Source organism: Pseudomonas sp. JAI115, assembly GCF_014200835.1.
GTDB classification, from domain to species: domain Bacteria; phylum Pseudomonadota; class Gammaproteobacteria; order Pseudomonadales; family Pseudomonadaceae; genus Aquipseudomonas; species Aquipseudomonas putida_A.
Genome location: NZ_JACHCY010000002.1, coordinates 548,576 through 574,955, shown reverse-complemented (window position 1 = coordinate 574,955; position 26,380 = coordinate 548,576). Strand labels below are relative to the sequence as shown.

The window sequence follows — 26,380 nt, the reverse complement described above, 5'->3', positions numbered from 1 at the left end:
ACTAGCGCTTTCGCGAGCAGGCTCGCTCCCACACTGGAGTGCATTTCAAATGTGGGAGCGAGCCTGCTCGCGAAGGGGCGCGATCAATATATCTACCTGACAGTCCCGCGCAACGCCCCCACCAACCCCTGCAGTTTCGCCGGCTCCGCCGCGTCCACTGTCACCGCCGAACCCGCCACCAACGTCACCCGCGACCACAACCGCTTGAACAGCCCCTTGTTCGGATCGCGGCTGAAGAAACTCCCCCACAACCCTTGCAACGCCAGCGGAATCACCGGCACCGGCGTCTCTTCGAGAATCCGCGTCAGCCCGCCCTTGAACTCGTTGATCTCGCCATCGGTGGTCAACTTGCCTTCGGGGAAGATGCACACCAGCTCACCGTCCTTCAGATACTGGGCAATCCGGGTGAAGGCCTTTTCGTAGATCTGGATGTCTTCGTTGCGTCCGGCAATCGGAATTGTTCCCGCCGTGCGGAAGATAAAGTTCAGCACCGGCAGGTTATAGATTTTGTAGTACATGACAAAGCGAATCGGCCGACGCACCGCACCGCCGATCAGCAGCGCATCGACGAACGACACGTGGTTGCACACCAGCAGCGCCGCGCCCTCGTCCGGGATCGCCTCGAGGTTGCGGTGCTCGACGCGGTACATGGAATGGCTGAGCAGCCAGATCATGAAACGCATGCTGAACTCGGGGACGATCTTGAAGATGTAGGCGTTGACGCCGATGTTCAACAGCGACACCACCAGGAACAGCTGCGGAATCGACAGTTTGACCACACTCAGCAACACGATCGAAACGATCGCCGAGACCACCATAAACAGAGCGTTGAGAATGTTGTTGGCGGCAATCACCCGCGCCCGCTCGTTCTCGGCGGTGCGCGACTGGATCAACGCGTACAGCGGCACGATATAGAAACCGCCAAAAATGCCGAGGCCGAGAATGTCGACCAGCACCGCCCAGGTATGCGCAAAGCCCAGCACTTCAGTCCAGCTGTGGCCGGTGACGCTCTCGGGGATTCCGCCGGAATGCCACCACAGCAACAGGCCGAACACGGTCAGACCGAACGAACCGAACGGCACCAGTCCGATCTCGACCTTGCGCCCGGAGAGTTTCTCGCAAAGCATCGAACCCAGCGCAATCCCTACCGAGAACACCGTGAGGATCAGCGTGACTACGGTTTCGTCGCCGTGCATCCATTCCTTGGCGTAGGCCGGGATCTGCGTCAGATAAATCGCCCCGACAAACCAGAACCACGAATTGCCAACAATAGAGCGCGACACCGCAGGCGTCTGGCCCAGCCCGAGCTTCAGCGTGGCCCAGGACTGGCTGAAAATATTCCAGTTCAGGCGCATTTCCGGCGATGCGGCGGCAGCGCGCGGAATGCTGCGACTGGCGAGATATCCCAGCACCGCAATCCCGACAATCGCGGTCGAAACCAGCGGCGCGTAGTGCGTCGAGGACATGATGATCCCGGCGCCGATGGTCCCGGCGAGAATCGCCAGGAACGTGCCCATCTCCACCAGACCGTTGCCGCCGACCAGCTCATCCTCGCGCAACGCCTGCGGCAGGATCGAATACTTCACCGGCCCGAACAGCGCCGAATGCGTGCCCATGGCAAACAGCGCCACCAGCATCAGCGACAGGTGATCGAACAGGAAACCGATCGATCCGACGGCCATGATCGCGATTTCCGCGAGTTTGATCAGACGGATCAGCGCGTCCTTGGCGAATTTTTCCCCGAACTGCCCGGCCAGCGCCGAAAACAGAAAGAACGGCAGGATAAACAGCAGCGCACACAGGTTGACCCAGATCGAACGGTCACCTTCGATGGTCAGCCGATACAGAATGGCGAGGATCAGCGACTGCTTGAACACGTTGTCGTTGAACGCGCCCAGCGACTGCGTGATGAAAAACGGCAGGAAGCGCCGAGTGCGAAGCAGGTTGAACTGTGAGGGGTGACTCATCTTCCGTGTTTCCCTGAGGTCGGTAGAGAATGGCCTGGATCTGCTTATTGGAATCTCGATCGGCGTTCCAGGCCACACCTTACCTAAACTTTTCAGGTTATTTCTTCAACCCTGCAATACAAGGTGAGACAAACAGCTCACCGCGCCACGCGCCTTGCACGGTGCGTTTACCGACGATCAGCCACATCACCGCCAGCAGGCTCACCAGCATGCAGCCGACCACGCTGAAAAAACCGAGGTTCAGCGTACTGGCGAGCTTGAGGGTCGCCAGCGAATACACGCCCAGCGGGAAGGTAAAACCCCACCAGCCGAGGTTGAACGGGATGCCGTCACGCAGGTAACGCGCGGTGATCAGCAGCGCCATCAACATCCACCACAAGCCGAAGCCCCACAGCGTGATACCGGCGACCAGCCCCAGCCCCGCAGCGATTTCACCGATGCCCGGCAGGCCGTTGGCGGCGAAGATCGCCGGTGCATCAGCGCCCAGCAGCAACATACCCAACGCACCGGTACCGATCGGACCGAGGGCCAGCCAGCTCGAAGCGGCCATGTTTTCGTGAGGCAGTTTATGCAGGGCCATGCGCAGCAACAGGATAGTCAGAATGCTGAACGCCACCGGCAGGGAAAATGCCCAGAGCACGTAGCTGGTGGTCAGCACCACCAGTTGCGCGTGGGCATCGGCCAGATGCGGCGCGAGCAAGCCGCCGCTGGCCGCCGCCACTTCCGCCGCCACCACCGGCAACAGCCAGACCGCCGTCATCTGGTCGATGCTGTGTTCCTGGCGGGTAAACATCATGTAAGGGATCAACACACCGCAGGCCAGCGACATCGCCACGTCGAGCCACCACAGTACCTCGGCAAGATGAATCACACCCTCGCCCCAGCGTGGCAGACCGAACAGCAGAAAGCCGTTGATGATGGTCGCCAGGCCCATGGGAATGGTGCCGAAGAACATCGATACGGTGGAGTGGCCGAAGATCCGCCGCGCTTCATCGAAGAATAAAATCCAGCGCGCGGCATAAGCGAAGGTAAACAGGGTGAACAACAGAATGTTGAACAGCCACAAACCTTCGGCCACCGCGTGCAACCCGGGAATCGCCACCGGCAGTTGCGCCAGCGCCAGGGCCAGCACGCCGGTACCCATGGTCGCGGCGAACCAGTTCGGGGTGAATTGACGGATCACTTCACGCGGATGCTGAAGCTGGCTGAACGGCTTGATGCCGGGTTTAGCAATGTTGGGGCAAGTCATCATGAACTCCTGTCCTCTGGTGAGGTTGAGCCCATGGTAGAACCGAATCGAATATCTATATAACGGGTAATTTCTCTATCTGTTATCTACTTTACAGATAAGCAGTCAAACACTGCCTTCGCTCTCGATCACCAGAATCCGCGCCGCGCCCCGTGGATGCGCCACGTGCTCGGTGCCGACCGAGGCGTAGAAGATATCGCCAACCTCAAGCAGCACCTGTTTTTCTTCGCCCTGTTCGCGATAGTGCATCTGCACCTGCCCATCGAGCACCACGAACACTTCCTCGCCATCGTTGACGTGCCATTTGTACGGCTGATCAGTCCAGTGCAGACGCGTGGTGATACCGTTCATGTTGGCGATGTCCAGCGCACCCCAGGCACGCTCGGCGGTGAACGACTTGCTGCGGATAATCTTCATCTGTCGATCCGTGAAAAGAAGGCCGGACAAAGGTAGCTGAAACCATCACGTTTATGGAGTGCTGCAAGCCTTCACTGCTTGCGGGCGCAGGCTGAGCAACAGCGCGGCGACGGCAAGGACGATCAATCCGGCGCCGTAGCCGTCGGTGGTCGCCAGCAACCCATAGGCTCGGGTCAAATGCCCGGCCAACAAGGCCGGCAGGCAGAACGCCAGATAACTCAGCGCGTAGTACGCCGACATCAAACCGGCCCGTTCATGCGGCAGGGCCAACGGCACCAGGCTGCGCACCGCGCCGAGGAAACCCGAGCCAAAGCCGCAACCGGCAACCAGTGTGCCGAGGAAAAACAGCGCCAGACTGGCGCTGTGCACGCCGAGCAAAATCAGCAGCACGCCGATAGGCAGCAGACTGGCGCCGATTTGCAGGGCTTTGCCGGCGGGACGATTGCGCAAAGTGAAGATCATCAGCGCCCCGGTCACGGTCAACGCCGAAACGGTAGCGCCGCCGATCAGGTTCGAAGTCGAACCGGTAGCAGTGCGCACCAGCGACGGTGCCAGTGAGGCAAAAAAGCCGCCGAGGGCCCAGGTTGCGGTGTTCAGCGGCAGCACACGCCATAAGGTCGAACGCGCCTGAACCGGCACATGCAGGGTCGGCCGCAGTGAAGCCCAAGCCCCGGATTGCGGGGTGACGCTTTCCGGCAGACGCCAGACATACACCGCCTGCAACACAAACAGCGCCAGCAGCAGCCAGTAAGTCAGTTGCAACGGCGCCGGGGCGAACTCGGCCAGCAAGCCGCAGCCCATGCTGCCCAGCGCCATGCCGAGCAACGGTGCGACGCTGTTGATCAACGGCCCTTGCTGACGGTCGGTGTCGAGCAGTGTGGCGCTCAAAACAGCGGTGGCCATGCCGGTGGCGAAACCCTGCAATACGCGGGCGCTGATCAGCCAGGCAACACTGTCGGCGCTGATAAACAGCAACATCGCTAGCGCATTGAGCAGCACGGCAGTGAAAATCACCGGTTTACGTCCCAGGTGATCGGACAGCGATCCGACCGTCAGCAGCGCCGCCAGCAGACTCAGCGCATACACGCCGAAAATCAGGGTCAGCACCGCTGCCGAGAAGTGCAGTTGATCCTGATACAGGTGATACAACGGCGTCGGCGCCGTGGAAGCGGCGAGAAAACTGAGTAAGGTGATCGCCAGAAAAATCAGGCTGCCACGGTTGGAAGCAAGGCTGGTCATGGGCACACTCCGCAAAAGCTAATTTTTTGCTTTTGCGGAGTGTGCTCTCGGCTTTGGCTTAAAGCAAATTCTTTGTGTTAAGGTCTGACGCATGGCTATTAAAGAAGGTTTACGCCCCGGTGGCCGCAGTGCCCGGGTGCAAGAGTCGATTCATTCGGCAGTTCGCGCGCTTCTGCAGGAACAGGAGCGCAGCAGCGTGACCGTCCCGCAAATCGCGGCGCGCGCCGGGGTCACGCCGTCGACGATCTATCGGCGCTGGGGTGATCTGGCGGCGTTGCTCGCCGACGTCGCCCTCGCCCGCATGCGCCCTGACAGCGAACCGGCGGTGACCGGTGACCTGCGCGGTGATATCCGCGCCTGGGCCGAGCAATATCTGGACGAAATGAGTTCGGAGCCGGGGCGCAACATGATGCGCGACGTGCAGGCCAGTGCCACGCCGGGTTATTGCGTGACGATTCTTGGCGCGCAGTTGCAGACCATCATCGAGCGTCACCCTGACGAGCCGGCGCCGAGCGTTGATCATCTGATCAATCTGGTGGTGGCGCCGGTGGTGTTCCGGATTCTGTTTTCGGCGGCGGCGCTGGAGGTGGATGAGCTGCATCGGTTGATCGATATCGCGCTGAAGCAGGACTGACGCTTTCGCTGGCAAGCCAGCTCCCACAGGGTCTGTGATGCTCACAAAAGCTGTGCCCACTGCAGATCCTTGTGGGAGCTGGCTTGCCAGCGATGGGGCATGACCGGTCACCTCAAAAACCACCCGGTTTCAAACCTGCGACACCCCGCCACGCCACGACCTTGGTCGACACTGACTAACCGCCATACTCATGCGAGACTGTCCGCCCGGGCAGGACTGCCGGGGAGTCTTTTGTCGGGAGTGTTGCATGTCGCTGTCCACCGGGCTGATCGCCGCCGTCGCCCTGGCCTATATGGCCATCATGTTCGCCATCGCCTTCTACGGCGACCGTCGCAGCACGCCGTTGCCGCCGCGGATGCGCGCGTGGGTGTACAGCCTGTCGCTGGCGGTTTATTGCACCAGTTGGACGTTCTTCGGCGCGGTCGGTCAGGCGGCGGAACAGCTGTGGTCATTCCTGCCGATCTACCTCGGACCAATCCTGTTGCTGCTGGGCGCGCCGTGGGTCCTGCAGAAAATGGTGATGATCAGCAAACAGGAGAACATCACCTCGATTGCCGACTTCATCGCCGCGCGCTACGGCAAATCGCAATCGCTGGCAGTGGTGGTGGCGCTGATCTGTCTGGTCGGCGTCCTGCCTTATATCGCTCTGCAACTCAAAGGCATCGTCCTCGGTGTGAACCTGTTGATCGGCGCCGGTGCCGACGCCATGGGCACCCGCGCCCAGGACACCGCGCTGATCGTGTCGCTGGTACTGGCGCTGTTCACCATCGTCTTCGGTACGCGCAACCTCGACGCCACCGAGCACCACCGCGGCATGGTGCTGGCGATTGCGTTTGAATCGCTGGTCAAGCTGTTCGCCTTTCTTGCCGTTGGCGCGTTCGTGACCTACGGGCTGTACGACGGTTTTGACGACCTGTTCAATCAGGCGATGCTCGCGCCACGCCTCGAGGAATACTGGAAGGAAACGATTAACTGGCCGTCGATGGTGGTGCAGACCGGGGTGGCGATGATGGCGATCATCTGCCTGCCGCGGCAGTTTCACGTCACCGTGGTGGAGAACATCGACCCGCAGGACCTGCGCCTGGCCAAGTGGGTGTTTCCGGCGTATCTGGCGCTGGCCGCGCTGTTCGTGGTGCCGATCGCCCTCGCCGGGCAGATGATGCTGCCGAGCCACGTGTTGCCCGACTCGTTCGTGATCAGCCTGCCGCTGGCCCAGGCCCATCCGGCCCTGGCGTTGCTGGCGTTCATCGGCGGCGCATCGGCGGCCACCGGGATGGTGATTGTGGCCAGCGTGGCACTGTCGACCATGGTCTCCAACGACATGCTTTTGCCGTGGTTGCTGCGTCGTAACAACGCCGAGCGCCCGTTCGAGGTGTTCCGCCAGTGGATGCTATCGGTGCGCCGCGTGAGCATCGTGCTGATTCTGTTGCTGGCCTACGTCAGCTACCGCTTGCTCGGCTCCACCGCGAGCCTGGCGACCATCGGCCAGATCGCCTTCGCCGCTGTCACCCAACTGGCCCCGGCGATGCTCGGCGCGCTGTACTGGAAACAGGCCAATCGTCGTGGGGTGTTCGCCGGTCTGGCCGCCGGTACGTTCCTCTGGTTTTACACGCTGATCCTGCCGATTGCCGCCCACAGCCTCGGCTGGTCGCTGAGCACGTTCCCGGGCCTGGCGTGGCTGCACAGTAACCCGCTGAACCTGCCGATCACCCCGCTGACCCAAGGCGTGGTGCTGTCACTGGCGGGCAACTTCACGCTGTTTGCATGGGTCTCGGTGTTGTCGCGCACGCGGGTCTCGGAACACTGGCAGGCCGGGCGCTTCATCGGCCAGGAAATCAGCGCGCGGCCGAGTGCGCGCTCGATGCTCGCGGTGCAGATCGACGACTTGCTGCAACTGGCGGCACGCTTTGTCGGCGAAGAGCGCGCGCGGCAGAGCTTCATTCGTTTCGCCTACCGCCAGGGCAAGGGCTTCAACCCGAACCAGAATGCTGATGGCGAATGGATCGCCCACACCGAACGCCTGCTGGCCGGCGTGCTTGGTGCTTCTTCGACGCGCGCCGTAGTAAAAGCCGCCATCGAAGGTCGGGAAATGCAGCTGGAGGACGTGGTCCGTATCGCTGACGAAGCCTCGGAAGTCCTGCAGTTCAACCGCGCGTTGCTGCAGGGCGCGATCGAGAACATTACCCAAGGCATCAGCGTGGTCGACCAGTCGCTGAAACTGGTGGCATGGAACCGGCGTTATCTGGAGTTGTTCAACTACCCGGACGGTTTGATCAGCGTCGGCCGGCCGATTGCCGACATCATTCGCTACAACGCCGAACGCGGCTTGTGCGGTCCGGGCGAGGCGGAAGTCCACGTTGCCCGGCGCCTGCACTGGATGCGTCAGGGCCGTGCGCACACGTCCGAACGCTTGTTCCCCAACGGCCGGGTGATCGAGCTGATCGGCAACCCAATGCCCGGTGGCGGTTTCGTCATGAGTTTCACCGACATCACCGCGTTCCGCGAAGCCGAGCAGGCGCTGACCGAGGCCAACGAAGGTTTGGAGCAACGGGTCAGCGAGCGCACCCAAGAGCTGTCGCAGCTCAACGTCGCACTGACCGAAGCCAAGGGCCATGCCGAGGCCGCGAATCAGTCGAAAACCCGCTTCCTCGCCGCCGTCAGTCATGACCTGATGCAGCCGTTGAACGCCGCGCGCCTGTTCTCTGCCGCCCTCTCCCATCAGGACGACGGCTTGAGCAGCGAGGCGCAGAAACTGGTGCAACACCTCGACAGTTCGCTGCGATCGGCAGAAGACTTGATCAGCGACCTGCTGGATATTTCCCGCCTGGAAAACGGCAAGATCAACCCCGATCGCAAGCCGTTCGCGCTCAATGAGCTGTTCGATACGCTCGGTGCCGAATTCAAGGCACTGGCCCAGGAACAAGGCCTGAGGTTCCGTGTGCGCGGCAGCCAGTTGCGCATCGACAGCGACATCAAGCTGCTGCGGCGGATTCTGCAGAACTTCCTCACCAACGCTTTCCGCTATGCCAAGGGCCCGGTGCTGCTGGGCGTACGTCGGCGCGATGGCGAGCTGAGCCTGGAAGTGTGGGATCGCGGGCCGGGGATTCCGGAAGACAAACAACAAGTGATTTTCGAGGAGTTCAAACGCCTCGACAGCCATCAGACCCGCGCCGAAAAAGGCCTCGGGCTGGGCCTGGCGATTGCCGACGGTTTATGTCGCGTGCTCGGCCACACCCTGCGCGTACGCTCGTGGCCGGGGCGCGGCAGCGTGTTCAGTGTCAGCGTACCGCTGGCCCGGGCGCAATCTCTGCCACAGAAAACTGCGGTGGAGTTGAACGGCAAGCTGCTCAGCGGCGCGCAGGTGCTGTGCATCGACAATGAAGACAGCATTCTGATTGGCATGAACAGCCTGCTGACCCGTTGGGGCTGTCAGGTGTGGACGGCGCGCAATCGCGAAGAATGCGCGGCGTTGCTGAACGAGGGTGTGCGACCGCAACTGGCACTGGTCGACTATCACCTCGATCACGGCGATACCGGGACCGAGCTGATGGCGTGGTTGCGCACCACGCTGGGTGAGCCGGTGCCGGGGGTGGTGATCAGCGCCGATGGCCGCCCGGAGACGGTGGCGCAGGTGCATGCGGCAGGGCTGGATTATCTGGCCAAACCGGTGAAACCGGCGGCGTTGCGGGCGTTGCTGAGTCGGTATGTGCCGCTGTAATCGTTTGACTTGAGTGTTGCAGCGCTACCACTGACGCCTTCGCGAGCAAGCCCGCTCCCACCTTTGGAATGCATTTCACTGTGGGAGCGAGCCTGCTCGCGAAGCTCTTCGGGTTATTCCGGGATTTCGACCAGCCCATCGACATCGGTCATCGCCCGCTCCAGCAGATCCGCCGGCAAACTCTTGCTGGCCCGCGCACCGAGCAGTTTGAGCTGCTCACTGCGGCTGACCAGGTTGCCGCGCCCTTCCGTGAGTTTGTTGCGCGCCGAGCTGTAGGCCTTGTCCAGCTGCTGCAGGCGATTGCCGACTTCGTCCAGATCCTGAATGAACAGCACGAACTTGTCGTACAGCCAGCCGGCACGCTCGGCGATTTCCCGGGCGTTCTGGCTTTGCCGCTCCTGCTTCCACAGGCTGTCGATCACCCGTAACGTCGCCAGCAACGTGGTCGGACTGACGATCACGATGTTGCGGTCGAACGCTTCCTGGAACAACGCCGGCTCGGCTTGCAGGGCGGCGGAAAATGCCGCTTCGATCGGCACGAACAGCAAGACGAAATCGAGGCTGTGCAGGCCTTCCAGACGCTTGTAATCCTTGCCGGCGAGGCCCTTGACGTGGCTGCGCAGAGACAGCACGTGCTGCTTGATCGCGACCTGGCCGAGGGTGTCATCTTCGGCGGCAACGTACTGCTGATAGGCAGTGAGGCTGACCTTGGAGTCGACCACCACCTGCTTGTCGCCCGGCAGGTAAATGATCACATCCGGCTGGAAGCGCTCGCCGTCCGGCCCCTTGAGATTGACTTGGGTCTGGTACTCGCGGCCCTTCTCCAGCCCCGCGTGTTCCAGCACCCGTTCAAGGATCAATTCACCCCAGTTGCCTTGGGTCTTCTGGCCTTTGAGGGCGCGGGTCAGGTTGGTCGCTTCGTCGCTCAGGCGCAGGTTAAGCGCTTGCAGACGCTCCAGCTCCTTGGCCAGCGAGAAGCGTTCGCGGGCTTCGGCCTGATAGCTTTCTTCCACGCGTTTTTCGAAGGATTGGATGCGTTCTTTCAGCGGATCGAGCAACTGCCCGAGGCGCTGTTGACTGGTCTCGGCAAAACGCTGTTCACGTTCATCGAAGATCTTCCCTGCCAGCTCGGCGAATTGCGCGCGCAGCTCATCGCGCGAGCCTTGCAGGTCGTTGAGGCGTTGTTGATGGCTTTCCTGTTGCTCGCGCAGTTCGGCGTTGAGCGACGCGGCCTGAGCGTCGAGACGCCGCAATTCGGCTTCTTTGTTGGCGCGCTCGATGTTCCACGCGTGGGAAGCGTCACGGGCATCATCGCGCTCGATCTGCAGCAGCTCGACTTCGCGGCGCAGGGCCGCCAGCTCCGCCTGCTTGGCCGCGTTGGCCTGAGCGAGATCGACGGTTTCATCACGGCTGGCTTCAAGCTGGGCGTTGAGCCCGTCCTGCGCCAGTTGCGCCATGGCCAGGCGCTCTTCGAGCAAGGCGACCTCGGCTTGCCGATCACTGGCCCGCCGTTGCAGTTGCCAGGCCAGCGCCAGCAGCGGCAATCCCGCGCCCGCCAGACCCAGCAACACGCTGGTCAAGTCCATAGCCATAGCCACTCCTGCCGATTCGATAAAGCCTGAAGGTTAACCAAGGCGTGGGGCGTTGGACAGCTCAGTCTTCGAGCAGACCGAGTTCCCGTTGTGCACGCCGGTCGCCGGCGCGGGCGGCCTGGCGCAGCAGATCCTGCCCGATGCGCCGATCACGGGCATTGCCGCACTCGCGGCACATCAATTGGCCGAGACGACTTTGCGCGGCGACCACGCCTTCGCGCGCCGGTTGCTTGAGCAGACGCCCCGCCAGATGCTTGGCATTACGGCTATCGCCCAGGCGCGGGCTGTCGAGCAGCCATTCGGCCACACGCACGGAAAATCGCTTGGGAGGGGTAACACGAGGGTGTTCGGAGGTAACAGAGTCTGATACTGAGCGAAACTTCATAAAACACTGTGGGACAGATCGGAAGGCGCGCCACTCTACTCTCTTTTTCGTACAGGTAAAGTCGAAAAAAACCCGGCACGCCCGTCCTAGAGCAAGCGCTAGGGACAATCCACAGAAGCTGTGGATAACTCAGTGGACAACCGCTCCCGAACCTCCGCAAAGCCTTGTGGAATGGGGCTCGCAGTCAAACTGACGATTTTTTCACCAACAAAAAAAGACGATATTTTTCATTGACTTAAACTTTTGATACAGGCAGCCATCGGGGTCAGGATTGATATGACAGCAAGGTTACCGTCTGCGCAACTAATGTGCACAAGTACCTGTTACCCGGTTATATCGATGCGCTTTTTTGGCCCTTTTGGCGCCTCGGACTGGGGATAAGCGGGTTGGCGCTGGGCATGGCTGCACGCTTTTGTGGCGACGGATGGTTTCTTCGCGAGCAGGCTCGCTCCTACAATCGGCCCCGTTCTCCTGTGGGAGCGAGCCTGCTCGCGAAGGGGCCAGCCCTGTCCCCGGTGATCCGCGCCACCGACCGAAATCTTTTTTTGCCGCCGGGTTTGCATTGCCCAGGACGTTCCGTTACTATCCGCGGCGTTAGTACCAAGCTGAAAGTCAATTCCGGTCGAACACATCCCCACGGTCAACCTTCTTCCCAGAAGCCCTTCACCGAAAAAAGCGGGAACGACCCCTCGATGGTTTCCAGGTAAATCTTGCGCCGACACAGCCTTTGAATGAATGCAAAGGGTGTTGCGAAGACCACTTACTCTGACCGAACCAGCCTGCAAATTGATCAGGATCTTCACCCCGGGCCCAGAACCTTTGCCCTCGATGTGTTGCCTGTCCTCCTAAGTACCTACCTGCCAGCCCAAGCGCGCCAACTTATCAGCGCTTCAAACTGGCTGCTTTGTTCCAGTCGGGTTCTTTGTACGACCAATGGTGGTCGACATTACTGGAACGTTTTAACGTTGCACGGTTCTTATCCGTGTCATTTGTAGGAACACCTAATAACTATGTCTACTCAAATCCAGACTCAGGATGCCATTCGCACCCTAACCAACGCTTTTGCCCCAATGAACTGCCTGATCATGGCCGCTCGCAAAGGCTGCTTCAGCTTCACAGTGGTCAATGAACACGGGATCGCTCGCCACAGCGAGCGTCTGTACCCAGATCAGTACTCCAGCGCCGAACCGCTGCAGGCCATTATTGATCGTACGCGTCAGGCCTTGATTGCCTGAGAGCCGAAAAGGCTGCAAAAGCAAAAGCCCCGCACAAAAATGCGGGGTTTTTTATTGCCCGATATTTCGCTTTTAGCCCTTCGCGCCTAAGCACCTTCGGATATAACGCCTGTGGCTCGCTGCCGGAAATATTTTAAAAACAGGCCTTTACGTCGCGAATATGACACTACACTTCAACTCAAGCGGCTTGATCCGCTTTCGGCGAGCCTGAGTCGATCCACTGCTGCCAAGGCCCTTTCAGGTATCGCCGGCCAATTACAAGATCCGAGGGTTTTATGGGTATCGCTGCCAGCGAACTGTGCCGCTATGTGATCCGTCCCACACTGATCTATCTGGGACGCCACTGCGCAACTGCCGAATCCCTGCTACTGGGCATTGCCGCCAGCCAGTCCGCCCTCGGTTCCGCCCTGCATGACCGCCGTGGCCACGGCCTCTACCGGATTGCCGAGCACCGCCACCAGGCCCTTTGGGATCACTATCTGGCACTCGATCCGGAGCGTGCGAGCCTGGTTCGCGGCCTCGCCAGCCAACATGCTTTTTTGAGCGGCCCGCACCTGGAATTGACCGTCAACCTGCGTTACGCCACCGCCATCGCCTGGCTGCTGGTAGAAGAACAACACACCCCCCTCCCCGCCCCGGACGATCTGCTGGGCATGGCGCGAATCTGGCGTCAGACCTTCCAGCCGCAAGGTCGTCTGCGCGACTTCACCTACGCCTGGCAAACCTGTGTTTCACCGGTGAATCAGGTCGCGTGTTGACTGGCGAGTTTCAGAAGATCGCTCAACAGGTCGCGAATCTGGTCGGATTGTCCTACAAAACCGCTCTAACTCAAGCCATACGGACTATAGCGCTGGGACGAAAATGTTGGTAATTTTCGCCCCGGTGATCACCAGGAGTTCTAATAATGAAAAAAGTCATGCTCAAAACCACCCTTAGCCTCGCCGTTACCATGGCATCCACCCAGATCTTCGCAGCTGGCTTTGCCATCAACGAACACAGCATCAGCGGGATGGGCACTGGTTACGCTGGGCGATCCTCTTCTGCCGACGACGCAAGCACTGTTTATGGCAACCCTGCCGGCATGTCGCGCATCACGCGCGAACAAGTCACCGGCGGTGTTGCATTCCTCGATGCCAAGACCGATATCAGCGACGCCAGCTCCAGCCCTAACGGCGGCAGCAACAAAGGCGACATGGTGCCCTTCACCTCCGTACCTATGGGCTTCTACGTCAAACCGATCGACGAGCATTGGGCATTCGGCCTCGGCGTGTACGTGCCGTTCGGTCTGATTACCGACTACGAAAAAGGCTTTGGCGGCCGTTACTTCGGCAGCAAGTCGGAAGTACAAGTCATCACTTTCCAGCCAACTGTCAGCTACAAGTTCAACGACGTGGTGTCGATCGGTTTCGGTCCGACCATCAACCGCATCGACGGCACGCTGGAATCCAACCTGTCGATTACTCAGGCTGCGCCGGACGGCAAGGTCAAGATCAAGGGTGACGACACCGCGCTGGGCTACAACATCGGCGTGCTGGTACAGGCCACCGACACCACTCGTCTGGGTCTGACCTACCACTCGAAAGTCGATTACAAGCTCGAAGGCAACACCAAGGTCAACTACGGCGTATTGGGCGCCGTCGGCCTAAGCGCCCAGCAGAAGTACGACGCTTCGCTGAAGATCACCACCCCTGAATCCGTGGACTTCTCGGTCACTCAGGCGATCAACGATCGCTGGAACGTTTACGCCGGTTCGACCTGGACCCGCTGGAGCCAGTTGAAGAAGATCACCGTTGAAAACTCGGGCGTACAGCCGCTGCTGGCCGGTCAGTTCGGCGAAATCACCGAAGACCAGAACTGGCATGACTCCTGGGCTTACGCCGTGGGTACTTCGTATCAGTTGAACAAGGAATGGGTACTGCGTACCGGTCTGACCTTCGACCAGTCGCCGACCAACAACGTCGACCGTTCGCCACGCATTCCTACTGGCGACCGCACCATTTTCAGCATCGGTGCCGGCTGGAGCCCGACCGAAGACCTGACCATCGACGTCGCTTACTCGTACCTGAAGGAAGAGTCGGTCAAGATCCACAACCAGAACGATCGTGGCCAGACCTACGATGCCAAGTATGAAAACTCGGCAAACGGTTTCGGTGTTGGCGCAACTTACCGCTTCTGATGCTGCACGGCGAGGCTAAACCCTCGCCCACAGAAAAGCCCCGCTCTCTTTACAGAAAGCGGGGCTTTTTTATACCTGTTCAAACACCACAGAGTAAATGTGGGAGCGGGCTTGCTCGCGAATGCGGTCTGACATCCAGAACAAGTGCTGAATGATCCGCAGCCCTCGCGAGCAAGCCCGCCCCCACAAAAAGCGTGTGTTATCAGTTGAGCGGTTTTGAGGCGATGGCCTTTTCAACTGCCGCAATAAACTCCGGATCATCCGGCTTGGTCAGGCTGGAGAAATTGGCAATCACCTTGCCTTGCCGGTCGATCACGTACTTGTAGAAATTCCACTTCGGCGCACTGCTCTGTTCGGCCAGCACCTTGAACAGGTGAGTAGCATCGTCGCCACGGACCTTCTGCGGTTCGGTCATGGTGAACGTCACGCCGTAGTTGGCGTAGCAGACCTTGGCGGTTTCGGCGCTGTCCTTGGACTCCTGCTTGAAGTCATTGGACGGCACGCCGAGCATTTCCAGGCCTTGCGCCTTGTAATGCTGATTGAGCGCTTCGAGCCCTTCGAACTGTGGAGCGAAGCCACAGAAACTGGCGGTGTTGACCACCACCAGCGGCTTGCCGGCGTAACGCTGGCACAGGTCGATGGATTCCTTGGCGCGCAACTTGGGCAACGAACCTTGCAGCGCCTCCGGACAGTCAGCGGCCTGGGCCAGTCCGGTCAACGTCATCAGCAACGCGGGTACAGCACACCAGCGCATGAGCATGTCGGGGCATCCTTTGAGCAGTCATCAGACTCCCGACGTTACTCGCCATCAAAGCCTACAAGCAAGCGCCCAGGCCCAACTGCATCAATGCCAGGCCGCCTTGATGCCAGCCCCACCACACCAGCGCCAGCAACAGCGCGCCGAGTGCGGTGAAGGCGATTTGTGGCCAGGAGCGCTTCATACGGCGCCGACAGCCGGCTGCAGACGCGCCACCGGACGCTCGCGCACCGGCCAGTTCAGCGCGGCGGCCAGCAGGCTCAAAAGAATCGCCACTTGCCAGATCAAGTCATAACTCCCGGTACGGTCATACACCACCCCACCCAGCCAGCCGCCGAGGAACGAACCGAGCTGATGGAACAGGAACACGATACCGCCGAGCATGGACAGATTGCGCACGCCAAACAAGGTCGCCACCGTGCCGTTGGTCAATGGCACCGTTGACAGCCACAGGAAGCCCATGGCCATGCCGAACAGGTACGCCGAGGTCGTCGTCACCGGCAGCCACAGGAACAGCACGATCACCACCGCACGCAGCAGGTACAACGCCGTCAGCAGACGCGGCTTGGACATGCGCCCGCCGAGCCAGCCGGCGGTGTAAGTGCCGAAGATATTGAACAGACCGATCAGCGCCAGCACCGTGGTGCCGACCGTCGCCGGCAGATGCTGATCGACCAGATAAGCCGGCAGATGCACGCCAATGAAAACCACCTGGAAGCCGCAGACGAAAAAGCCGAACGCCAACAGCCAGAACCCCGAGTGCGAACAAGCTTCGCGCAATGCCTCGAACAAGCTCTGCTCGTGGCCCAGCACCGGCAGCGGTTTGTCCTTGAGCATGCTCACCAGCGGCACAATCATCGCCACCAGCAGGCCAAGCACCAGCAGCGCCGCCGACCAGCCGAGCCAGCCGATCAAACCCAGCGTGCCCGGCAACATCGCAAACTGGCCGAACGAACCGGCAGCACTGGCGATGCCCATGCCCATGCTGCGTTTTTCCGGCGGTACGGCACGGCCGACCACACCGAGAATCACCGAGAACGACGTACCGGACAGACCAATACCGATCAACAGGCCCGCACTCAGCGACAGGGTCAGCGCCGAATCGGACAGCCCCATGCACACCAGGCCCGCGGCATACAGCACGCCGCCGACCAGCACCACTTTCGCCGCCCCGAAACGGTCAGCCAGCGCGCCAGTGAACGGCTGCGCCAGACCCCAGATGAGGTTTTGCAAAGCGATGGCGAAGGCAAACACTTCGCGCCCCCAGCCGAACTGCGCACTCATCGGCGACAGGAACAGACCGAAGCCGTGCCGCACGCCCAATGACAACGCCAGAATCAGCGCACTTCCCAGCAACACCCAACCGCACGTACGCCACATCGATGTCATTGTTATTCTCCGTTCGCGGGTATATACCCGCTTAAATCCGGAAAAACCGGCCCTCAGGCCAGTTCATCCAACAGTCGCAGCAAGGTTTCACGCTTCTCGGCACCCAGACGATTGATCAATCGCTGCTGCGCCGCTTCCCAGGCCGGCAGTGCGGCCGCGAGGCGCTGCGCACCGGTTTCGGTGAGCCGGACGATGCGATTGCGCATGTCCTCGCCCTCGGCCAGCGCCACCAGGCCCTCGCCTTCGAGCACCCGCAGGTTGCGCCCCAGGGTGCTGCGATCCAGGCCCATGGCCTCGGCCAGTTCCGAGATGCTCGGTTGATCCAGACGCTGCAGGTTGCACAGCAAAGAATACTGGGCAACGTTGATCCCGAAGCCGTCGAGAGCGCCGTCGTAATGCCTGCTGACGCCACGAGCGGCGCGACGCAGGTTGGTGCACAAACACTGAGAAGGAAGCATGATGCGTGTATATACCCGCGACTGTGTTAAATCAAGTTACACATGAGTTTTACCACTACATTTGTAGCGCCTGACAGGCCGCTTTCGCGAGCAGGCTCGCTCCCACAGGGGAATGCATTCCAAATGTGGGAGCGAGCTTGCTCGCGAAGGGGCCAGCACGGTTACATATGGCTCAGACCAACACCACCCCAACCAACACCACCATCTCCAGCAATTCCAGCAACGCCCCCGCCGTATCGCCGGTGGTTCCGCCCAGCCGCCGCATCATCACCCGCCGCAGCCAGACAAACCCGACCAACGCGACAACCAGCGCAGCAATCGCTTTCATCCCGGCAATCAGCAAACACGCCAGCGCACTCGCCCCAAGCACCCACCAACCGATCCTGCGCGGCAGATGATCAGCCAACGCCTGCCCCAACCCTCCCGCCCGCACATACGGCGTAGTCAGAAACAGCCCCAGCAGCGCCGCCCGCCCCAGCAACGGCACGATGATCAACATCACCGCATCCCCCTGCTCGATCAGCGCCAGCAACGCGCAGAACTTCAGCAGCAACACCAACACCAGCGTCACCACGGCAATCGGCCCGCTGCGCGGATCCTTCATGATCGTCAGCGTGCGCTCGCGATCACCGAAACCACCGAGCCAGGCATCGGCGCTGTCGGCCAGTCCGTCGAGGTGCAGCGCGCCGCTGAGCAGCACCCACACCGTCAGCAACAGCGCCGCATGCAGGAGCAATGGCGCGCCGGTCAATGCCAGGTTCAATACCCAGAGGATCACTCCGAACAGCAGCCCCACCAGCGGATAAAACAACAGCGAACGCCCAAGCTGTTGCGGCTCCGGCATCCCCGGCAGACGAATCGGCAAGCTGCTGAGAAATTGCAGGGCGATCCACAGTGGCAGCATCTCAGTAACCTTCCTTGAGCACGCCATCGGCTTCGACGCTGAGCGCGAACAGCGCAGCATGCGCGACTTCGACATTGAGCAACTGTTCTCGCGGCAAACCTCGCGCCTTCGCCAGCAACAGACGCATCACGCCGCCATGACTGATCAACAAAACGCGTTCACCGGCATAGGCCTGATGCAACCGCGCAACCGCGCCCAGCACACGTTCAGCAAAATCGCTGACCGGCTCACCCTGCGGCGGCGTGAACGAATACGGATCGGCCCAGAACAACCCCAGTGCCTCGGCATCGGTCTCCATCAACACCGCAGCGCTCTGCCCTTCCCAGGCACCGAAGTGCAGTTCCTGCAGATCCGTTTCCAATTGCACCGGCAAATTCAGTTGCTCGCCCAGCTCTGCGGCAAACCGTGCACAACGCTGCAGCGGCGAACTGATCAAGCGATCCCACGGCCCGCCCGCGATCACCGCCGCACGCATCTGCGCCCAACCCTTTTCCGTGAGCGCATCATCGAGGCTACCGCGCAGCCCACCGCCCAGTTCAGTCTCACCGTGGCGCAGCAGGTCCAGACGCAAGGTCATGCCGGACGATCCGCCACCGCGGCTTCGGCGAACGTCGCCATCTGCCCATGCAGGTCACAGGCCAGACGCAACAGCGGCACGGCCAACGCCGCCCCGCTGCCCTCGCCCAGACGCAGGCCGAGCTCCAGCAACGGTTCGGCATTGAGGGTTTCCAGCACATGGCGATGGCCTGGCTCGGCCCCACGATGACCGAACAGCAGCCACTCGCGGCAGGCCGGGTTCAGCCGCACCGCGACCAACGCAGCGACCGTGCAGATAAAGCCGTCGACCAGCACCGCCACGCCTTCCTGTGCACAAGTCAGATAGGCCCCGACCAGTGCGGCAATTTCAAACCCGCCGAGGTTGAACAGGGTTTGCAGCGCATCGCCGCGCTGTGCTGCGTGCAGCGCCAGTGCGCGCTCGATCACCTGTGCTTTATGGCTGACCCCTTCGGCATTCAACCCGGTGCCAGGACCGGTCAGGTGCGCCACCGGGCAATCGAGCAAGGCACAGGCCAGCGCACTGGCGGCAGTGGTGTTGCCGATGCCCATTTCGCCGCCGATGAACAACTGTGTGCCGGCCGCTTTGGCTCGCAGCACGCTGTCACGACCGGCCTGCAACGCGAGTTCGCCCTGCGCCTGGGTCATCGCCGCGCCCTTGGCGAAATTCGCAGTGCCCGAGCCGATGTTCAGATGACGCACGCCCGGCAGATTCAACGTCGGTGTCACGGTGCCCAGATCGACCACTTCCAGCTGCGCATCGAGCTGCCGCGCCAGCACGCTGATTGCCGCACCGCCGCTGACGAAGTTGAGCAACATCTGCCCGGTGACTTCCTGCGGGAACGCGGAAACGCCTTCCGCGACCACCCCGTGATCACCGGCAAAAATCGCGATCCACACCTGTTCAATCGTCGGTTTGATCTGCCCCTGCAATCCGGCCAATTGCACCGCCACGCTTTCGAGGCGACCGAGGGAGCCGGCCGGTTTGGTCAGTTGCTGTTGGCGCGCCGCCGCCTGTTCAACGATCTCGGCATTCACGGATTGGCACGGGTTCAACCACCACGCTTGAGTCATAACGCAGGTCCTTTCAGGGTCAGGGGCAGGCCGGCGACGGTCAGGACGACTCGCTGACAACGCTCGGCCAGAGCTTGATGCAGCCAACCGGCTTCATCGACGTAGCGGCGAGTCAATTCGCCCAGCGGCACGACACCCATTCCGGTCTCGTTGCTGACAGAAATGATTTCCCCCGGCAATGACGCCAGGCAGTCCAGCAGGGCGTCGCGCTCGGCGGCGAGACGCGCGGCGTCATCAAGCATCAGTAGATTGGTCAGCCACAGGGTCAGGCAGTCGACCAGCAAGCAACGCTCGGCACTGGCGTTCTCGCGCAGGACGCGGGCCAGCTCCAGCGGTTCTTCGATCAGCGCCCATTCGGCCGGACGCCGGGCGCGGTGATGGGCGACCCGCTCGTTCATTTCGCCGTCCAGCGGCTGGCTGGTGGCGATGTAAGTGACGGCCAGACGGCTGTCGCTGGCGAGTTTTTCCGCCAGGCGACTTTTGCCGGAGCGGGCGCCGCCGAGGATCAGTTGGAGCATGGTTCATTCCTTCAAATTAGCGGTGTACCGACTTCAGTCATCGCGAGCAGGCTCACTCCTACAGGAGATCGCATTCCCCTGTAGGAGTGAGCCTGCTCGCGATGAATCCACCTCAAATCCCGCAGAGCTGACGCAACAATTCAGTATCCAGATGCTGCTCCACCAGATCCGCCAAGCGCTCGATATCGCGCTCGCGCAAGCCGTGGTAATCCACCTCCTGCACATCGCTCAACCCGGCCCAGCGCAGCAACGCGGCACTGGCTTGCGGTGATTCGAACAAGCCGTGCAGATAAGTGCCGAACACCTGCCCGTCCAGACTCTGCGCGCCATCGCAACGACCGTCATCCAGATGCACCGCCGCGTTCTCCAGCGCCGGCCCTACCGTCACGCCGGCATGGATTTCATAGCCACTGACCTTGGCGTTTTCCAGCGCCAGACACCCGCGTACATTGCGCAACTGCTTCTCGGCTTCAAGCGTGGTTTCGAACGCCAGCAAGCCCAGACCTGCACTGGAACCCCGCGCGCCTTCCAGGCCCAGCGGATCGTGCACCTGCTCTCCGAGCATTTGCAGACCGCCGCAGATCCCCAGCAACTTGCCGCCATAACGCAGGTGCCGATTGATCGCCGTGTCCCAGCCATTAGCACGCAAATACGCGAGGTCGCTGCGCACGCTTTTCGAGCCGGGCAGGATGATCAGGTCGGCGGCAGGGATAGCCTGCCCCGGGCCGATGAATTGCAGATCGACCTGCGGATGCAGACGCAGCGGATCGAAGTCCGTGTGGTTGCTGATGCGCGGCAGCACCGGTACCACCACTTTCAGCACTTGCTCGGCCTTGTCGGTCTGGCGCTGGTCGATGCCGTCCTCGGCCTCCAGATGCAGGTCCATCACGTATGGCAGCACGCCCACCACCGGTTTGCCAGTGCGCTGTTCCAGCCAGTCGAGGCCCGGTTGCAGCAAGGCAATGTCACCGCGAAAACGGTTGATGATGAAGCCCTTGACCCGCGCCTGCTCGCTCGGCGACAGCAGTTCAAGCGTGCCGACCAGATGAGCGAAAACCCCGCCGCGATTGATGTCGGCGATCAGCAGCACCGGGCAATCCACCGCTTCGGCAAAGCCCATGTTGGCGATGTCACCGGCACGCAGGTTGATCTCGGCCGGCGAGCCAGCGCCTTCGACCATCACCAGCGGATACGCTGCGCTGAGTCGCTGGTGCGACGCGAGCACCGCTTGCATGGCGATGGCTTTGTAGTCGTGATACGCCACCGCGTTCATGCTGGTGACCGCGCGGCCATGGATGATCACCTGCGCGCCGGTGTCGCTGTTGGGCTTGAGCAGCACCGGGTTCATGTCGGTGTGCGGTTCGAGATGCGCGGCTTGTGCCTGCACCGCTTGCGCCCGGCCGATCTCGCCGCCGTCGGCGGTCACCGCACTGTTGAGCGCCATGTTCTGCGGTTTGAACGGCACCACCGCCACACCCTGACGGGTGGCCCAGCGGCACAGCGCCGTCACCAGCGTACTTTTACCGGCATCGGACGTGGTGCCCTGAACCATCAAGGTTGTCATTGGGTTTCCTTGGCGAAAGCTTGCAGCGCCTGTTCGAGACGCGCTTCTTCAGCGGCGTTGGCAGGTAGGCCGAAACGCAGGCTGCTGTTGTGGGTGAAGATGCGCAGGAGGATGCCGCGTCGGGCCATGAACTCGTGCAGCGCAGGCGCGTGCTCGGTGATCAGCCACTGAAACAACGCGCAACCGCCCTGAGGTTTGAAGCCATAGCGCTCCAGCAACAACGCGAGGCGTTCACTGGCTTCATCGCTGCGAATGCGTTGCCGGGTGTGCGCTTCGGTGTCTTGCAGGCAAGCCTGACCGAGCACCCGCGTCGGCCCGCTGACCGCCCAGGGTCCGACCTGTTCCGCGAGCAATCTGAGCAACTTGCGCTCGGCCAGCACAAAGCCCAGACGCACACCGGCCAGACCGAAAAACTTGCCGAAGGAACGCAGCACAATCAATCCGATCTGGTTGGCATGCGGCGCCAGACTCAGCTGCGGCGTGTTATCCATGAACGCTTCATCGACCACCAGCCAGCCGCCACGCTGGGCCAGCCGCGCGTGCCAGTCGAGCAGCCGCGCCGGGGTCAGGCTCAGGCCAGTGGGGTTGTTCGGATTGACCACCACCAGCACGTCGAGGCTGTCGAGAAAGAATTCGACTTCCTGCTCCAGCACTTCGCGTACGATGTAACCGCTGCGGCGCCAGGCTTCGGCGTGCTCGGCATAACACGGCGACAATACGCCGACCTTGCCGGCGCGACGCAAACGCGGCAGCAACTGGATCGCCATTTGCGAACCGGCCACCGGCAGCACCTGCGAGGCGCCGTAGTAATCGCACGCGGCCTGCTCCAGTCCGTCATCGGTTTCCGGCAAGCGTGCCCAGGCGCGCAGCGGAATCTCCGGCACCGCAAACGGCCACGGCGCGAGGCCGCTGGAGAGGTCGAGCCAGTCAGCCTCGGCAATCCCGTAATCGAGTGCAGCCTTGCGCAGCCGGCCACCGTGCTCAAGCATAGAATTCAGCCCCCACGCAGAGAATCAGCAGCCATAACCATACCCCGCGCTGGACCAATTGCCAGCCGCGATCAATCGAATCGGCATCGGCCGGCGAACCTTCGCCCAGTTGCGGACGCTCATGCAGTTCGCCGTGATAGATCGCCGGGCCGCCCAGTTCGACATTCAATGCACCGGCACCGGCCGCCATCACCGGACCGGCATTCGGGCTGTCCCATTGCGGGCCCTGGCTGCGCCAGCATTTCCAGGCGAGCCGAGTGTTGCCCAGCAGCGCGTAGGTCAGCGCCACCAGCCGGGCCGGAATGTAGTTGAGCACGTCGTCGATTTTTGCCGCGCACCAGCCGAAGCGTTCGAAGCGTTCGTTGCGATAGCCCCACATAGCGTCGAGCGTATTGCTCAGGCGATAGAGCACCACGCCCGGCGCGCCGGCCACGACAAACCAGAACAGCGCGGCGAACACCGCGTCACTGCCGTTCTCCAGTACCGACTCAGTGGCCGCGCGCGCAACGGCGGTGCTGTCCAGTTCGCTGGTCTGGCGGCTGACCAGATAGCCGACGCGTTTGCGCGCCTCTTCCAGATCATCGGCGCGCAAGGCGGCGGCTACCGGCGCGACATGCTCACCGAGGCTGCGCATGCCGAGGGCGCAATACAGCGCCAGAATCTCGACGATCCAGCCCACGTACGGTGCCCAGGAAAACGCGGTGGCGAGCAAGGTCAGCGGCAGCACGGCGATCACCCACGCGGTGACCCCGTGACTGCGCCAGCCGCGCCCGCCCGCATTGAAACGGCGCTCGATGCGTCCGGCAAAATTGCCGAACGCCACCAGCGGATGCCAGCGTTTCGGTTCACCCAGCAGCGCATCCAGCGCGACCGCGGCGACACTCAACAACGCCACACTCATTGACTCACTCCCCAATAATTTTCGTACAGCAACTCATTGAGCGGCCGCGCCTGCGCCCACCCTTCGAGTACCAGCATCGGCGCCGGATAGAATTCCTTGACCGGCCCCAGACACAACACCGCCAACGGCTTGGCCCCGGCCGGCAACTGCAGCAGATCGGCCAGTGCCTGCGGTTCGAACAGCGACACCCAGCCCATGCCCAGCCCCTCGGCTCGGGACGCCAGCCACAGATTCTGAATCGCGCAGGACAGCGAGGCCATGTCCATTTCCGGCAGCGTACGACGGCCGAAAATATGTTTTTCGCGATCGTCCATCAGCGCCGCGACCAGGACTTCGGCGCAGTCGTTGATGCCTTCGACCTTGAGCTTCATGAACTCGTCACTGCGCTCGCCGAGGGCTTCAGCGGTACGCACGCGCTCTTCTTCGACAAGGTTCTGGATCTGCCCGCGCAAGGCGCGATCGCTGATGCGGATGAAACGCCATGGCTGCATCAGGCCGACGCTGGGCGCCTGATGCGCGGCTTCGAGTAGACGGCGCAGCAGCTCCGGTTCGACCGTGCCGCCGGTGAAGTGGCGCATGTCGCGGCGTTCGGCGATGGCTCGGTAGACGGCTTGACGCTCGGCTTCGGAGAATGTGTGGTCGGTCATGGACTCTTCGCGAGCAGGCTCGCTCCCACATTGGACGGGGTGCTTGCTCAAGAAACGCGATCCCCTGTGGGAGCGAGCCTGCTCGCGAAGGCGGCCTGACATTCTGGCGCAAACAATGCGGCCATCGCCTTCGGATTCGACGGAAAGTAGAAATGCACGTACGACGCCGTCATCCGCCCTTCCCGATAAACCGCCTCGGCCCCGCGCCCGCCATTCGGGCTGATGCCCCGGGCAATCGGCGTCAGTTCGGTGCTGGTCAGGGAATGGTGATAGGTGTGCCCACGCAGCGAGCCCTCCGGCAGATCCACCGCTTGCAGTGCCAGTGCCGCCAGACGTTTTTGCATCACCGCCTCACCGCGCAGCAGCCCCACCAGTTCGGCGCGGGTGCCGTCAACGTCGGTCAACGCGTCGAGCAGATAGAGCATGCCGCCGCACTCGGCGAGCAGTGGTTTGCCGGCGGCGTGGTGCGCACGGATTGCATCAAGCATTGCCACGTTTTGCGATAGCGCGACATGGTGCAATTCCGGATAACCGCCGGGCAGATACAGACTGTCGGCCTCGGGCAGTTGGGTATCGCGGATCGGCGAGAAGAAACTCAACTCGGCGCCCATCGCCCGTAGCAGGTCGAGACTGGCGCCGTAGGTGAAGGCAAAGGCCTCATCGCGAGCGACAGCAATGCGCACGCCGTCGAGCAGCGGTTCAGCGCTGATCATTTCAGGCGCGGCGAATTCCACGGCCGGTGGCAGCGCTACCTCGCAACTGCTGGCCAGTGCTTCAGCCGCCGCGTCGAGACGCAGATCCAGATCATTCAGTTCACTGGCCTGCACCAGACCGAGATGGCGGCTCGGCAACTCGATCCCGGTCTCGCGGGACAATGCGCCGTACCAGCGCAAACCTTCGGTGAGGCTGCCTTCGAGCAATTGCGCATGACGCAAGGTGCCGACACGGTTGGCCAGCACGCCGGCAAACGGCAGGTCCGGCTGGTAACGCGCCAGCCCCAACGCCAATGCGCCGAAGGTCTGGGCCATGGCGGTGCCGTCGATCACGCCGAGTACCGGCACGCCGAAATGCCGCGCCAGATCGGCGCTGGACGGCGTGCCGTCGAACAGGCCCATCACGCCTTCGATCAGGATCAGATCGGCTTCGGCGGCGGCTTCCCACAACAGGCGGCGGCTTTCCTGCTCGCCGACCATCCACATGTCCAGTTGATACACTGGCGCACCGCTGGCGCGCTCGAGAATCATCGGGTCGAGGAAATCCGGGCCGCACTTGAACACGCGCACCTTGCGCCCCTGATTGCGATGCAAGCGAGCGAGCGCGGCAGTGACGGTGGTCTTGCCCTGACCGGAGGCCGGCGCGGCGATGAGTACCGCCGGGCAGTGACGTGGTTGATTCAAAGTTCGACGCCTTTCTGCGCTTTGATACCGGCCTGGAAGGCGTGTTTGAGCATGCCCATTTCGGTGACGGTATCGCCCATCTCGATCATTTCCGGCTTGGCCGCGCGACCGGTGACGATTACGTGTTGCATCGGCGGACGCGCCTGCAGGTCGCTGAGCACTCGATCCAGATCGAGGTAACCGTGCTTGAGGGCGATGTTCAATTCGTCCAGCACCACCAGGCCGATCGACGGATCGCGCAGCAGCTCACGGGACACTTCCCACGCGGCTTCGGCAGCGGCGATGTCACGTTGGCGATCCTGGGTTTCCCAGGTGAAGCCCTCGCCCATCACGTGAAAACGCACTTGCTCGGGGAAGCGGCGGAAGAACAGTTCTTCGCCCGTGCTGTTGCGACCCTTGATGAACTGCACCACGCCGCACTGCATGCCATGGCCCATGGCGCGGGCGAGCATGCCGAACGCCGAGCTGCTTTTGCCTTTGCCATTGCCGGTCAGCACCAGCACCAGGCCGCACTCGTCAGGGGAATTGGCGATGCGTTCGTCGATCACGGCTTTTTTGCGCTGCATACGCGCCAGATGGCGTTCGTCGCGCTCGGGGGAATCGGTCATGAGGGAG

Annotated in this window: 25 protein-coding genes; 5 read left to right on the top strand and 20 right to left on the bottom strand. The window is 61.8% G+C overall.

From position 1 onward, the window contains the following. Positions 1-92 precede the first annotated feature (92 nt). From HDC30_RS07725 to HDC30_RS07710, 4 genes are all read right to left on the bottom strand, one after another. Positions 93-1,967 (bottom strand): MFS transporter, encoded by a 1,875-nt coding sequence (locus tag HDC30_RS07725; RefSeq protein WP_183782069.1) that lies wholly within the window; start codon positions 1,965-1,967, stop codon positions 93-95. A gap of 97 nt (positions 1,968-2,064) precedes the next feature. Then, positions 2,065-3,216: a TDT family transporter gene (locus HDC30_RS07720; RefSeq protein ID WP_096797724.1), complete on the bottom strand. Its 1,152-nt coding sequence runs from the start codon at positions 3,214-3,216 to the stop codon at positions 2,065-2,067. A 105-nt stretch (positions 3,217-3,321) separates the two neighbouring features. Further along, entirely contained in the window at positions 3,322-3,633 is a 312-nt protein-coding gene (locus HDC30_RS07715; protein WP_115990372.1) for a cupin domain-containing protein, read from the bottom strand. Positions 3,634-3,684: 51 nt separating this feature from the next. After that, the gene (locus HDC30_RS07710; protein ID WP_096797722.1) at positions 3,685-4,872 is read right to left on the bottom strand and encodes an MFS transporter; all 1,188 of its coding nucleotides are present in this window, start codon (positions 4,870-4,872) and stop codon (positions 3,685-3,687) included. Between the two features lie 91 nt (positions 4,873-4,963). Here HDC30_RS07710 and HDC30_RS07705 point away from each other — a divergent pair, with 91 nt between their 5' ends. Together HDC30_RS07705 and HDC30_RS07700 are read left to right on the top strand one after the other, a co-directional pair. Further along, positions 4,964-5,506, top strand: a complete 543-nt coding sequence (locus tag HDC30_RS07705) for a TetR/AcrR family transcriptional regulator (protein ID WP_098967895.1) — start codon at positions 4,964-4,966, stop codon at positions 5,504-5,506. A 247-nt stretch (positions 5,507-5,753) separates the two neighbouring features. After that, complete coding sequence (locus HDC30_RS07700; RefSeq protein ID WP_183782066.1) at positions 5,754-9,224, top strand: PAS domain-containing hybrid sensor histidine kinase/response regulator; 3,471 nt, start codon at positions 5,754-5,756, stop codon at positions 9,222-9,224. Positions 9,225-9,337: 113 nt separating this feature from the next. Here HDC30_RS07700 and rmuC read toward each other — a convergent pair whose 3' ends face one another. Both rmuC and HDC30_RS07690 read right to left on the bottom strand, forming a co-directional pair. Further along, a complete protein-coding gene (rmuC, locus tag HDC30_RS07695) occupies positions 9,338-10,702 on the bottom strand; it encodes a DNA recombination protein RmuC (protein ID WP_183782148.1) in 1,365 nt (454 codons plus the stop codon). Positions 10,703-10,877: 175 nt separating this feature from the next. Then, positions 10,878-11,201 carry a sel1 repeat family protein gene (locus tag HDC30_RS07690; protein ID WP_081730279.1) on the bottom strand — a complete coding sequence of 108 codons (324 nt, stop codon included), beginning with the start codon at positions 11,199-11,201 and terminating at the stop codon, positions 10,878-10,880. Positions 11,202-12,211: 1,010 nt separating this feature from the next. Here HDC30_RS07690 and HDC30_RS07685 point away from each other — a divergent pair. From HDC30_RS07685 to HDC30_RS07675, 3 genes are all read left to right on the top strand, one after another. Continuing rightward, a complete protein-coding gene (locus HDC30_RS07685; protein ID WP_007962908.1) occupies positions 12,212-12,436 on the top strand; it encodes a hypothetical protein in 225 nt (74 codons plus the stop codon). Between the two features lie 275 nt (positions 12,437-12,711). Then, on the top strand, positions 12,712-13,194 hold the full coding sequence (locus HDC30_RS07680; protein ID WP_007962906.1) for a hypothetical protein: 483 nt from the start codon (positions 12,712-12,714) through the stop codon (positions 13,192-13,194). 146 nt (positions 13,195-13,340) lie between these two features. Continuing rightward, on the top strand, positions 13,341-14,612 hold the full coding sequence (locus HDC30_RS07675) for an OmpP1/FadL family transporter (RefSeq protein WP_150368052.1): 1,272 nt from the start codon (positions 13,341-13,343) through the stop codon (positions 14,610-14,612). Between the two features lie 202 nt (positions 14,613-14,814). Here HDC30_RS07675 and HDC30_RS07670 read toward each other — a convergent pair whose 3' ends face one another. From HDC30_RS07670 to cobO, 14 genes are all read right to left on the bottom strand, one after another. After that, positions 14,815-15,372 (bottom strand): glutathione peroxidase, encoded by a 558-nt coding sequence (locus HDC30_RS07670; protein WP_183782050.1) that lies wholly within the window; start codon positions 15,370-15,372, stop codon positions 14,815-14,817. A 55-nt stretch (positions 15,373-15,427) separates the two neighbouring features. Continuing rightward, positions 15,428-15,553, bottom strand: coding sequence for a hypothetical protein (locus HDC30_RS29090; RefSeq protein ID WP_256214479.1), 126 nt, complete (start codon positions 15,551-15,553; stop codon positions 15,428-15,430). Then, complete coding sequence (locus tag HDC30_RS07665; RefSeq protein WP_183782048.1) at positions 15,550-16,758, bottom strand: MFS transporter; 1,209 nt, start codon at positions 16,756-16,758, stop codon at positions 15,550-15,552. Before HDC30_RS07665 ends, HDC30_RS29090 begins: the two co-directional genes overlap by 4 nt. Positions 16,759-16,811: 53 nt before the next feature. Beyond that, on the bottom strand, positions 16,812-17,216 hold the full coding sequence (locus HDC30_RS07660) for a MarR family winged helix-turn-helix transcriptional regulator (protein ID WP_183782045.1): 405 nt from the start codon (positions 17,214-17,216) through the stop codon (positions 16,812-16,814). A 172-nt stretch (positions 17,217-17,388) separates the two neighbouring features. After that, positions 17,389-18,120, bottom strand: coding sequence for an adenosylcobinamide-GDP ribazoletransferase (locus tag HDC30_RS07655; RefSeq protein WP_183782042.1), 732 nt, complete (start codon positions 18,118-18,120; stop codon positions 17,389-17,391). Between the two features lies 1 nt (position 18,121). Beyond that, positions 18,122-18,697, bottom strand: a complete 576-nt coding sequence (gene cobC, locus HDC30_RS07650) for an alpha-ribazole phosphatase family protein (protein ID WP_183782039.1) — start codon at positions 18,695-18,697, stop codon at positions 18,122-18,124. Continuing rightward, a complete protein-coding gene (cobT, locus tag HDC30_RS07645) occupies positions 18,694-19,749 on the bottom strand; it encodes a nicotinate-nucleotide--dimethylbenzimidazole phosphoribosyltransferase (RefSeq protein WP_183782036.1) in 1,056 nt (351 codons plus the stop codon). The genes cobC and cobT overlap by 4 nt, the downstream gene beginning before the upstream one ends. Then, complete coding sequence (gene cobU / locus HDC30_RS07640; protein WP_183782033.1) at positions 19,746-20,267, bottom strand: bifunctional adenosylcobinamide kinase/adenosylcobinamide-phosphate guanylyltransferase; 522 nt, start codon at positions 20,265-20,267, stop codon at positions 19,746-19,748. Before cobU ends, cobT begins: the two co-directional genes overlap by 4 nt. Positions 20,268-20,379: 112 nt before the next feature. Further along, a complete protein-coding gene (locus HDC30_RS07635; RefSeq protein ID WP_183782029.1) occupies positions 20,380-21,831 on the bottom strand; it encodes a cobyric acid synthase in 1,452 nt (483 codons plus the stop codon). Further along, the gene (cobD, locus tag HDC30_RS07630) at positions 21,828-22,820 is read right to left on the bottom strand and encodes a threonine-phosphate decarboxylase CobD (protein WP_183782027.1); all 993 of its coding nucleotides are present in this window, start codon (positions 22,818-22,820) and stop codon (positions 21,828-21,830) included. The genes HDC30_RS07635 and cobD overlap by 4 nt, the downstream gene beginning before the upstream one ends. Next, positions 22,813-23,721 (bottom strand): adenosylcobinamide-phosphate synthase CbiB, encoded by a 909-nt coding sequence (cbiB, locus tag HDC30_RS07625; protein ID WP_097087506.1) that lies wholly within the window; start codon positions 23,719-23,721, stop codon positions 22,813-22,815. Before cbiB ends, cobD begins: the two co-directional genes overlap by 8 nt. Next, entirely contained in the window at positions 23,718-24,368 is a 651-nt protein-coding gene (gene bluB, locus HDC30_RS07620) for a 5,6-dimethylbenzimidazole synthase (RefSeq protein ID WP_183782024.1), read from the bottom strand. Before bluB ends, cbiB begins: the two co-directional genes overlap by 4 nt. Before the next feature lie 47 nt (positions 24,369-24,415). Next, the gene (locus tag HDC30_RS07615; protein ID WP_097087505.1) at positions 24,416-25,765 is read right to left on the bottom strand and encodes a cobyrinate a,c-diamide synthase; all 1,350 of its coding nucleotides are present in this window, start codon (positions 25,763-25,765) and stop codon (positions 24,416-24,418) included. Then, positions 25,762-26,373, bottom strand: coding sequence for a cob(I)yrinic acid a,c-diamide adenosyltransferase (gene cobO, locus HDC30_RS07610; RefSeq protein ID WP_027614057.1), 612 nt, complete (start codon positions 26,371-26,373; stop codon positions 25,762-25,764). Before cobO ends, HDC30_RS07615 begins: the two co-directional genes overlap by 4 nt. Between the last annotated feature and the right edge of the window lie 7 nt (positions 26,374-26,380).

Bases quoted from the DNA above. Each gene is read 5' to 3' on its own strand.
- HDC30_RS07725 (WP_183782069.1), bottom strand. From the start codon at position 1,967: ATGAGTCACCCCTCACAGTTCAACCTGCTTCGCACTCGGCGCTTCCTG.
- HDC30_RS07720 (WP_096797724.1), bottom strand. From the start codon at position 3,216: ATGACTTGCCCCAACATTGCTAAACCCGGCATCAAGCCGTTCAGCCAG.
- HDC30_RS07715 (WP_115990372.1), bottom strand. From the start codon at position 3,633: ATGAAGATTATCCGCAGCAAGTCGTTCACCGCCGAGCGTGCCTGGGGT.
- HDC30_RS07710 (WP_096797722.1), bottom strand. From the start codon at position 4,872: ATGACCAGCCTTGCTTCCAACCGTGGCAGCCTGATTTTTCTGGCGATC.
- HDC30_RS07705 (WP_098967895.1), top strand. From the start codon at position 4,964: ATGGCTATTAAAGAAGGTTTACGCCCCGGTGGCCGCAGTGCCCGGGTG.
- HDC30_RS07700 (WP_183782066.1), top strand. From the start codon at position 5,754: ATGTCGCTGTCCACCGGGCTGATCGCCGCCGTCGCCCTGGCCTATATG.
- HDC30_RS07690 (WP_081730279.1), bottom strand. From the start codon at position 11,201: ATGAAGTTTCGCTCAGTATCAGACTCTGTTACCTCCGAACACCCTCGT.
- HDC30_RS07685 (WP_007962908.1), top strand. From the start codon at position 12,212: ATGTCTACTCAAATCCAGACTCAGGATGCCATTCGCACCCTAACCAAC.
- HDC30_RS07680 (WP_007962906.1), top strand. From the start codon at position 12,712: ATGGGTATCGCTGCCAGCGAACTGTGCCGCTATGTGATCCGTCCCACA.
- HDC30_RS07675 (WP_150368052.1), top strand. From the start codon at position 13,341: ATGAAAAAAGTCATGCTCAAAACCACCCTTAGCCTCGCCGTTACCATG.
- HDC30_RS07670 (WP_183782050.1), bottom strand. From the start codon at position 15,372: ATGCTCATGCGCTGGTGTGCTGTACCCGCGTTGCTGATGACGTTGACC.
- HDC30_RS29090 (WP_256214479.1), bottom strand. From the start codon at position 15,553: ATGAAGCGCTCCTGGCCACAAATCGCCTTCACCGCACTCGGCGCGCTG.
- HDC30_RS07665 (WP_183782048.1), bottom strand. From the start codon at position 16,758: ATGACATCGATGTGGCGTACGTGCGGTTGGGTGTTGCTGGGAAGTGCG.
- HDC30_RS07660 (WP_183782045.1), bottom strand. From the start codon at position 17,216: ATGCTTCCTTCTCAGTGTTTGTGCACCAACCTGCGTCGCGCCGCTCGT.
- HDC30_RS07655 (WP_183782042.1), bottom strand. From the start codon at position 18,120: ATGCTGCCACTGTGGATCGCCCTGCAATTTCTCAGCAGCTTGCCGATT.
- cobC (WP_183782039.1), bottom strand. From the start codon at position 18,697: ATGACCTTGCGTCTGGACCTGCTGCGCCACGGTGAGACTGAACTGGGC.
- cobT (WP_183782036.1), bottom strand. From the start codon at position 19,749: ATGACTCAAGCGTGGTGGTTGAACCCGTGCCAATCCGTGAATGCCGAG.
- cobU (WP_183782033.1), bottom strand. From the start codon at position 20,267: ATGCTCCAACTGATCCTCGGCGGCGCCCGCTCCGGCAAAAGTCGCCTG.
- HDC30_RS07635 (WP_183782029.1), bottom strand. From the start codon at position 21,831: ATGACAACCTTGATGGTTCAGGGCACCACGTCCGATGCCGGTAAAAGT.
- cobD (WP_183782027.1), bottom strand. From the start codon at position 22,820: ATGCTTGAGCACGGTGGCCGGCTGCGCAAGGCTGCACTCGATTACGGG.
- cbiB (WP_097087506.1), bottom strand. From the start codon at position 23,721: ATGAGTGTGGCGTTGTTGAGTGTCGCCGCGGTCGCGCTGGATGCGCTG.
- bluB (WP_183782024.1), bottom strand. From the start codon at position 24,368: ATGACCGACCACACATTCTCCGAAGCCGAGCGTCAAGCCGTCTACCGA.
- cobO (WP_027614057.1), bottom strand. From the start codon at position 26,373: ATGACCGATTCCCCCGAGCGCGACGAACGCCATCTGGCGCGTATGCAG.